This window comes from Idiomarina sp. UBA3162 (genome assembly GCF_002364475.1).
GTDB lineage: Bacteria > Pseudomonadota > Gammaproteobacteria > Enterobacterales > Alteromonadaceae > Idiomarina.
The window spans coordinates 1-9005 of record NZ_DEYI01000087.1 but is presented as its reverse complement, the minus strand read 5'-3'; the positions used below and the strand labels follow the sequence as shown (position 1 = coordinate 9005).

At 46.0% G+C, this 9005-nt stretch carries 11 protein-coding genes; 6 read left to right on the top strand and 5 right to left on the bottom strand.

Annotated elements, in window-relative coordinates; all coding sequences use genetic code 11:
* Nucleotides 1-71: 71 nt before the first annotated feature.
* The 3 genes from B2X00_RS10765 to B2X00_RS10755 form a co-directional block, all read right to left on the bottom strand.
* Nucleotides 72-467: a hypothetical protein gene (locus B2X00_RS10765; protein WP_290487553.1), complete on the bottom strand. Its 396-nt coding sequence runs from the start codon at nt 465-467 to the stop codon at nt 72-74.
* A 122-nt stretch (nt 468-589) separates the two neighbouring features.
* A complete protein-coding gene (locus B2X00_RS10760; protein WP_290487552.1) occupies nt 590-1666 on the bottom strand; it encodes an MBL fold metallo-hydrolase in 1077 nt (358 codons plus the stop codon).
* Between the two features lie 74 nt (nt 1667-1740).
* Nucleotides 1741-2937, bottom strand: coding sequence for a benzoate/H(+) symporter BenE family transporter (locus tag B2X00_RS10755; RefSeq protein ID WP_290487550.1), 1197 nt, complete (start codon nt 2935-2937; stop codon nt 1741-1743).
* Between the two features lie 67 nt (nt 2938-3004).
* Here B2X00_RS10755 and B2X00_RS10750 point away from each other — a divergent pair, with 67 nt between their 5' ends.
* From B2X00_RS10750 to B2X00_RS10725, 6 genes are all read left to right on the top strand, one after another.
* Nucleotides 3005-3529, top strand: a complete 525-nt coding sequence (locus B2X00_RS10750; RefSeq protein ID WP_290487549.1) for a helix-turn-helix domain-containing protein — start codon at nt 3005-3007, stop codon at nt 3527-3529.
* Between the two features lie 60 nt (nt 3530-3589).
* A complete protein-coding gene (locus tag B2X00_RS10745) occupies nt 3590-4039 on the top strand; it encodes a MarR family winged helix-turn-helix transcriptional regulator (protein ID WP_290487548.1) in 450 nt (149 codons plus the stop codon).
* Nucleotides 4040-4155: 116 nt separating this feature from the next.
* Nucleotides 4156-4575 carry an organic hydroperoxide resistance protein gene (locus B2X00_RS10740; protein WP_286682440.1) on the top strand — a complete coding sequence of 140 codons (420 nt, stop codon included), beginning with the start codon at nt 4156-4158 and terminating at the stop codon, nt 4573-4575.
* Nucleotides 4576-4674: 99 nt separating this feature from the next.
* Complete coding sequence (locus B2X00_RS10735) at nt 4675-5499, top strand: DUF547 domain-containing protein (protein WP_290487546.1); 825 nt, start codon at nt 4675-4677, stop codon at nt 5497-5499.
* A gap of 224 nt (nt 5500-5723) precedes the next feature.
* Entirely contained in the window at nt 5724-6713 is a 990-nt protein-coding gene (locus B2X00_RS10730; RefSeq protein ID WP_290487544.1) for an EAL domain-containing protein, read from the top strand.
* 77 nt (nt 6714-6790) lie between these two features.
* Nucleotides 6791-7708 carry an NAD-dependent epimerase/dehydratase family protein gene (locus B2X00_RS10725; RefSeq protein WP_290487542.1) on the top strand — a complete coding sequence of 306 codons (918 nt, stop codon included), beginning with the start codon at nt 6791-6793 and terminating at the stop codon, nt 7706-7708.
* A gap of 7 nt (nt 7709-7715) precedes the next feature.
* Here the strand turns inward: B2X00_RS10725 and B2X00_RS10720 are convergent, their stop codons facing one another.
* The gene (locus tag B2X00_RS10720; protein ID WP_290487540.1) at nt 7716-8474 is read right to left on the bottom strand and encodes an SDR family NAD(P)-dependent oxidoreductase; all 759 of its coding nucleotides are present in this window, start codon (nt 8472-8474) and stop codon (nt 7716-7718) included.
* Nucleotides 8475-8714: 240 nt separating this feature from the next.
* The gene (locus tag B2X00_RS10715; protein ID WP_290487539.1) at nt 8715-8924 is read right to left on the bottom strand and encodes a cold-shock protein; all 210 of its coding nucleotides are present in this window, start codon (nt 8922-8924) and stop codon (nt 8715-8717) included.
* Nucleotides 8925-9005 lie beyond the last annotated feature (81 nt).

Sequence of the window (9005 nt, the reverse complement as noted above, 5' to 3'; positions counted from 1 at the left end):
GCGAGTTGTTGTTGCGTCCAGTCCCATTGCGAGCGACAGGCGATCACTTTGTCTTGATTGATACGCATAACCTACCCCAGCAACCAAAGCGCCAGCTTTGCGCTCAAAAAGCCAGCCGCCAAACCAATCACAAAGAACGATAAAATCAGTTTCCATGAGCCTTTTTGGCCCTTTAACGACGATTGCGACTCGGTGCGAACCACATCGTCACCCAACAATAAGTCGCAACGAATGGTTGATAATAAAAAGCCACCTACATCAAAATGTACTTTAAATGTCTCGTCCTCAATCAAAAATTCGTGAGTGCTTGATAAGCCAAAATTGCGTCGACTACTTACGCACTCGCCATCAACAAATACTTCTTCTTTCGCTGAAATCCCACTGGCACGTGCTTCAATAACATGCCCTTCGTACTCAAACTTAAATGCAAAATTTAAGTGTAATTTTTTTAGTAATGACCCTTTCATGTGAAATATCCTTTAATCGCCTTATTGCAGGAAGAACACTAGCAGTCGAATGAGCAGTCGAATGCAGAAGTGCCTACGCCAGGCGCGTGGCAGTCATATGTCAGGCATACGACAGGCCACTGTCACCTTGCTGACACATGCTCATCAAGCACGATGACTTTGGCTTTGAGCGGTATCACTTCAAGCATATTCAAGAAGCGTGTTAGCGCTGAATGTGAAGACACATCGCCCATTCCCCAACTGGCATTACCATAGCCCCACGGAATCATAACTTGGCACTCGAGTTCATTGGCAGCAGTAATGGCATCCTCAGGCGTCATATGCACATAGCGATACCACTTAGGGCTGGTCGGCGAATAATAGGAAGCAATCGGGAGTAAGCAAACGTCGATTGCACCATAGCGCTCGTGGATATCACGAAAGTGCTCAGAATAGCCGGTGTCACCCGCATAAAATAATGTTTTACCTTGACTCTCGATCAACCAACCATTCCATGAAACGCGCTCATTATCTTCATATATAAATGGAACGTAGGTACGACTACTAAAATGATGAGCGGGTAACGCGGTAATAGTCGTACCCCGCGTTTGATTACTCAATGTGTCCTCAGAAAACCAACCCATTTCGGTAATATGTGCCCCTATTGCAGGGAATTTTTCCCCCATACGCAATGGCACACGATAGCTAGGATGGTCACCTATGGACTCGACATCCGATTTATTAAAGTGATCATAATGCAGGTGGGAGTATAAAACAGCGTCGGCTTGACTGACCTGTTCAACCGATAAATTCGGCAGATGAGAACGGTACTGACCATTAAACCAAGCGTGCAACCAATTAATAGGCCAATCAAATTCATCAAAAACGGGATCGGTGATTATCGTCGCATCACTCGGTGTTTCAATTTGAAAAAGCGCATGCCCGAACCACGTTACTTTAAAGGCTTCATCATATGAAGATTGTAAATAAGGTCCCGTGTAACGGCAGGCTTCATCAGTGCATTGAATATCGGCACGCTCACGGTAGCAGTCCGTTTCACACGTAGCAGGATACTGTTTTTCACCGGGATCTAGGTTTTCAAAACGATGGTCATTCGGATGCTCTATTTGTTGTTCCGAATTAATCACTTGAATAGTATTCGAGGTACACCCGGTAACGAATAAAACAATAAAAGAAAAAACAAATAAAACGCGGCTCATAGCTGATTATCTGATGATTATTATGCGTTGTATCATCGCACATCACATAATGTTGAGTCATTGTTAAAATGTAACTAAATACGATGTGTACGTTCAGATAGAAATGCCACGACACAGCCCACTAGCAAACCCCAAAACGCACTACTGATACTAAAAAATGACACATCAGCCACAGTAACAATGAACGCGATTGCCGCCGCATAAGCACCTGATGTACTGCTAAAGGCGCGTTGCAGATTCTGCGTAATCACCGGCAATAATGCTAAGCCAGCCAGCGTGGCCGTTGCCGCTTGCGGCATCATCATGAATAGGCTCACGATAAGTGATCCTGCAAGCCCCATCAGAATATAAAATCCTCCGGCAGCCACTGCCGCTTTATAGCGCTGCGCCGGATCGGGGTCTGCATCCTCTGTTTGGCAAATCGCCGCGGTAATTGCCGCGAGGTTTATCGCAAAAGCGCCCAGCGGCGCCAGTAGCAACCCCGCTAAACCGGTGGTTGTGATAAGTGGCGATGTCGGCGGTGCGTAACCATTGGCACGCAGCATCATCACGCCGGGAACGTTTTGTGAAACCATCGTGACGACACATAACGGAATGCCAACGCCAATGAGCGCAGGCCAGCTGAAGTCGGGCCACACCCAAATCCACTGCGGTGCTTCCACCATTAGCGATTGCTCATTAAGCTTGCCCGTAAAAAACGGTAATGTGATAGCCGCCAGCAATAACCACAAAAAGACCCATCGCGGTGTATACGCACGGCAGATAAAGTAAATGATGATGAGACCACCCGCGATAATAGGAAACGAAATAAGCGCTGGCAGAATTGCACTCACAAACTTAAGAAGTATGCCTGCCAAAATAGCCGCCGCAACATGACTAGGCACCCATTTCATCATCCGGTCAGCAAGACCACTAACTCCAAACACAACAATCAAACTAGAGGAAAAAACAAAAACCCCGACCGCCTCAGCCACCGTTAAACCACTGAGTGAGCCAATCAGCAGCGCGATGCCCGGTGTTGACCAAGCCGTCAGTACGGGAGCTTTGTAATATAACGATAAAGCGATCGTTGAAATGCCCATCGCCAGCCCAACGGCTAGCAACCAGGCACTTTGCAGTGCGGGCGATGAGTCCAGTTGCGATGCTGCTTCGAGTATCAGTACAACAGCACTGCTATAACCGACAAAGACAGCAGTCGCGCCTGCTGATACTTGGCTCAGTAAACGAATCATGGTGTTTCTTAATGCCCCATAGTGCGTTATAACGTACAAAGTTAATCATAAGATAACAGCGTGCGTTATAACGCACAAACACTTAACCATAAACATTTGATAAATCATGCAAAATAATCATCACACTGTGGCGCGCCGATTAAAAAAACTGCGCAAAGATAAGGGTTGGAGCTTAACAGCCTGCGCCGAACATACCGGTGTCAGCAAGGCCATGCTTGGACAAATCGAGCGGCAAGAGTCCTCGCCCACACTCGCGACGCTTTGGAAGTTGGCTACTGGTTTCAATGTATCTCTGTCATGGTTACTCAACGATGAGCAGCAGCCCATGACATTTGACTTTGCGCATGAGCGTATTCAAGTCGAGCGTCTGCTGGCATTTGATCCTCAGACCCAGCAAGAGGTGTACAAATTGTGCATGGCTGAAGGGGCACAGAGCCACTCCGACGCCCACCGCCGCGGCACTTTCGAAACGTTGTATGTACAGTCGGGCAGACTCGATATTGTAGTAGGCGAAACACAGGTAACCATCAAAGCAGGTGAAGCGTATCGCTTTGACGCCGCCCAACCGCATAGTTACATCAATCGTTATTCAGGTAAAACTGAGTTTGTGGCGGTCATAAATTATAGATAGTCGGCTTGCCTCAACCCTGGCATGCCGTATGATAACGAGAGAGAGAACAAGGAGTGATTTATGCCCAAGGCACCGGATGATGCATCGTTAAAATTAGATAACCAACTGTGCTTTGCGCTTTACTCCACGTCCCTAGCCATGAATAAGCTGTATAAGCCGCTGCTCGATAAAGTCGATCTGACGTACGTCCAGTATCTCATTATGCTGCTGTTGTGGGAGCAAGATGGCATCACCGTGACCCAAGTGAGCCGCAAGCTGTTTCAAGAAAAAGGTGCTCTGAGTCCAGTCGTCAAACGCCTTGAACAGCGTGGGTTATTAACTCGACAAGCGAGTGACTCCGATGAACGTCAAAAACACCTCTACCTCACGACAAAGGGTAAACAACTGAAAGATAAAGTTCAGGGGATTCCTGAGCAAGTTTTTTGCGCATCGCGTTTAGATGCTGATGACGCCCTAACACTCAAACAAACCCTCGAATCATTGCGCAAGCAACTTCATAAGCTTACTTAGTCACGCAATCGATAAGTTAGATTACTACGTTCTAATTATTATGTTATCGCAATAACTATTACTGCGATAACATAATCGTGCAGTCACAGTTAAGCCAACAATAAGAGGGTTTCATTATGGATATTCTTTACACAGCACGTGCTTCATCGACAGGTGGCCGCGACGGTCAATCAAAATCAGATGATGGACGCTTAGCCGTTAAGCTTTCTACACCTAAAGCGCTAGGCGGCGCAGGTGGCGAAGGCACTAATCCCGAGCAACTGTTTGCAGCCGGTTACTCTGCTTGCTTTATCGGTGCATTAAAATTTGTGAGTGGCCAAGAAAAGGTCAAACTCCCCGAGGACACACAAGTGGATGCCGAAGTCGGTATTGGTCAAATCGAGGGGGGTTTTGGTATCGCAGTGACCCTTAATGTCGACTTACCGGGACTTGAGCTCGCGCAAGCCGAGCGCATCGTAGAAAAAGCGCATCAAGTCTGTCCTTACTCTAATGCAACACGCGGCAATATCAGCGTTGATTTAAATGTAACAGTCTAAAATACACAGCTCAGGTCACACTCAATGACCTGAGCTGTTTAAACTTTCCCGCCAAAAACACGTAAGAGAGTACAAGACTCTTTTGTGCGTGCGAGCATCATGAAAACTCAACTATTTACTGGTTATCTGCGCTGTATCATCGGACTACTCTTAATCACGCTGTCCATGAGTACCAAGGCTATCTCATCAACCTTTGACCATAGCCACGCGCTACTCAATCAAGTGTTAAATCGCCACGTTGTCGTATTCGATAATCAACGTAAATCGGCGGTTGATTACCAAGCCATTGCTAAACAACCGAAACGCGTTGATGACTATTTAGCCCATTTATCGGCGGTCACGCCAACGCAGTACGCGTCTTGGGATTCCGACCAACAATTGGCGTTTTTAATTAATGCCTACAACGCGTTTACCATAAAATTAATTACCGACAATATACAGGCGTTTAATCGGGGGGAAGCACAGTCTATCCGTGATTTGGGTAGCTTTTTTACGAGTCCGTGGGAGCAGTCGTTTTTTAAATTACTCGGCAAACAACGTAGCTTGGATTGGCTAGAGCACAAAAAAATTCGCGTCGATTTCAATGAGCCACGCATTCATTTTGCGCTCGTTTGCGCGGCTGTCAGTTGTCCCAAGTTACGCAGTGAGGCCTATCAGGCTAGTCAATTAAACGAGCAACTCGAAAACCAAACCCGACTGTTTTTAAGTGATCGCGATAAAAATGGTATCGATGAAACAGGGATCTATTTGTCCAAAATATTCAAATGGTACGGGGATGACTTCAACGGTATACACACGTTTTTACGTCATTATTCTGATGCACTCACGGACTCTGCGTCTGATGCGAAATCATTGACGCATTCAAAATTACCGATTCGGTATACCGACTACAATTGGGCGTTGAACACAACCGGTGTCAATTGACGTCACAAACTTGGTATCACTTTATTTTATATGATAAAACATACATTTATAGAATGGTCATTATAATTTAAGAGCAATCAATGTATTTTATTTTTTCAGATTCGGCGTCCGACAGGTTTGAGCGTCTTTGCAACCATACCCTTAACCTGACAGTTAAACCGCTGCAGCTTGACTCTGTTGAAAGTCAGCCAAATGCCTGTATCGTGCTTGAATTGAAAAGCTCCATGACTCTTTTGCTCGATATTTGTGAACACCTCAAGGAGCAGAAGTTTCAAGGCTTAGTTTATGTTCTCTCAGAGGCTTTCGACAAACGACAAGATACTCTGATGCACAAAGTATTGACCTCCTATGGGCTCGATGCCTACATCGTGAACGGGCGCGAAAGTACCGAACAAGCACTTGAATGGGTTTGTCGACATAGTACAGACTCACGTCAGCGCTCCAAAAAGCCAGATGCTTCTTATGATCAAGATTTGATAGAGGAGCTCGTCACTTCGGGAAAAATGACCGTCTATTATCAAGCTCAGTTTCGAAGTGACTCACTTGAACTGGTTGCCTTTGAAGCATTAGCCCGATTAATTCACGACGATAAGCCCATTCCACTCAACGAAGTGTTCGACGTGATTCATGAACGTGGGCTTTGGACGCATTTAACCCGCTCAACCTTAAGCAACTCATTACAAAATCATCATGCGCTTTTTGCTCGTTACTCCGAGGCTAACCTCGCAGTCAACTTGTCAGCAAAGGAGCTTAGCGAAGCCAGTTTTTCTGAGCAATTTAAGGCATTCATGAACGACGCCCCTATCGCTCATCCAAGGCTGATGTTTGAACTTACCGAAAATGAGCTCTATTCGACTCGCTCGAGTGTTTCAAGAAACCTACTACTCATTAAGGGTAAAGGTGCGCGACTGTCGATAGACGATTATGGAACAGGACTCTCTAATGCTGCGAGGCTCACCACTGCGCCTTTTGATGAGGTAAAACTCGATAAATCATTTATTCAGAATATTCACGATATCAGCGAACATTCATTTGCTAAGTCGACCGCTGAAATAGCCCGTACTTTGCACATGAAAACGGTTGCTGAAGGTGTTGAAGATCAACGTACACTCGACTGCATTCGTGAGTTAGGTATCGATCAAGTTCAAGGCTTTTTGTTACACAAACCACAGAGCTTTGAACAGCTTATGGAGACAGATATACGCCTTGCCTAATGATTAAGTAAGACGTGTTCGAAACCTTTTGATAGGCTAGTCCCATAATTTAAAACACGCAGCGGTAACTCTTTCGTATGCAAACAATTTTGGGCGCCAGCGGACAAATCGGTATCGAACTGGCACGGGCTCTTCACCGTAATTACACCACTGACATTCGTATCGTCAGTCGCAACCCAGCCAAAGTAAATCCAACCGATAGTACCTTGAGTGCAGACCTGTTGAATGCCCAACAAACGGCGCGTGCCGTCGAGGGCTCATCAGTCGTCTACCTCACTGCGGGCTTGCCTATGGATACAGAACGCTGGGAGCAACAATGGCCCGTGATCATGCGCAATGTCATCGATGCCTGCAAAGCACACGACGCGAAGCTCGTATTTTTTGATAATACTTATATGTATCCGCAAACGGCCGAGCCTCAAACTGAAGATATTCTCTTCGAGCCTCACGGTAGAAAGGGTCAAGTGCGCGCAGACATCGCCCAAGAGTTAATCTGTGCGCAAACAGAAAAAGATATCGTTGCGCTGATTGCACGCGCACCGGAATTCTACGGACCCGAGAAAACTCAAAGTATCACTCAGTCGACCCTAATTGAGCCGCTCAAACGCGGTAAAAAGGCACGGGTCTTTTTAAGGGATGACACACAACGCTCCCTTATCTACACGCCAGACGCCAGTCGCGCCTTGGCACTGCTGGGCAATACGCCCGATGCCTTTGACCAAACCTGGCACTTACCTTGTGACGATAACCGTTTAACCTATCGCGGCATGGTTGAAACGATTGAAACGATCACACAAAAGCCCTACCGCTACTCAATAGTGAAACCTTGGCAACTAAAATTGGCGAGCGTTTTTAGCAAAACGCTGCGCGACGCACAAGAATTAATGCCGCGCTATCAAGTCGATAACGTTTTTATATCCGATAAATTCAAGGCGCGATTTCCAGAGTTTTCAATCACCTCTTATCAGGAGGGTCTTAAAGCTTGTTTCGACTAACTCGCCACTAAAACGGCAAAGGTAGTTTTGCCGTTCGCCCTCCATCCACAACCAGCACCTGACCTGTAATAAACTCAGCTTGCTCACTCGCAAGAAACGCCACTGCATTACCGATATCCTCGGGCTTACCGGTTCTTCCTAAAGGATGTTGCGCCAACAACTTTGAACGGGCTTTCGTCGGATTTGTCTGTGAGGCTATATACTTTTCACTCAGCTCCGTATCTATCCAGCCAGGAGCGACTGCATTACAACGCACTCGATACTGGCCTAAATCCACTGCCATGGCTCGTGTCATGCCATGCACACCTGCTTTTGTTGTAGAGTAAGCGATATGCTCTGGGTTTGCTGCCACCCCCTCGATAGAGCCAATATTAACAACGCTGGCATTTCTCTTAGCTTTTAACTGTGGCAATAGTGATTTGGTTAAAAAAACAGGTGCGCGTACGTTTATAATTGCCATACGCTCCCACTCGGCTTCAGTCATATGCTCAAGGCTTTGCTCAAACATCATACCTGCGTTATTAACTAAAAGATTGGCACCGCCAAAATAGTCCTGCGCAGCCTCTGCTATCGTTTCAGTCGAGCCTAAATCGGATAAATCCACTTCTACCCAAGTCACATTAAAATTATGCGCAAGTTCATGGTCAAGCACCTTTCGCTGAGCGACAAGCACTTTATATCCCGCATCTAACAACTTTAGCGTGATACCACGACCGATGCCTCGCCCGCCTCCAGTAACAACGGCAACTTTCTCGTCTGCTTTCATAGGGAGCCCCAGACTATAAATAAGTACTATTCATTCAAGTTGAGGAAAAGTGATGCGTCAAATGACTCAGGAAGAGAAAAATTCCCCAGCACTTGGCTGGGGAGAACATTAGCCAGGGAGAGAGTTTAGGCCAATGACCATATGTTAATGAAAATGATTGTTATTTGCAATATTTATTTTAGGCACAAAAAAAGGAGCTCGAAAGCTCCCTTTTGGATAATAGGTACTACTCAGCAGTCGTTACAGTACAACGATGTTTTCTGCTTGAGGACCTTTAGGGCCTTGAGTAATCGCGAACGATACACGTTGACCTTCGTTAAGCGTTTTGAAGCCATCGCCAGTGATTGCACTGAAATGAGCAAATACGTCAGCGCCGCCTTGCTGCTCGATGAAACCAAAACCTTTTGCTTCGTTGAAAAATTTAACTGTACCAGTTGTAGTTGTAGACATAATAGTATCCTAAGGATTAATAAAAGTGCGCCTTAAATTAGGCAATTTAACAGGAAGAAAACATACATTTAACTGAGGATA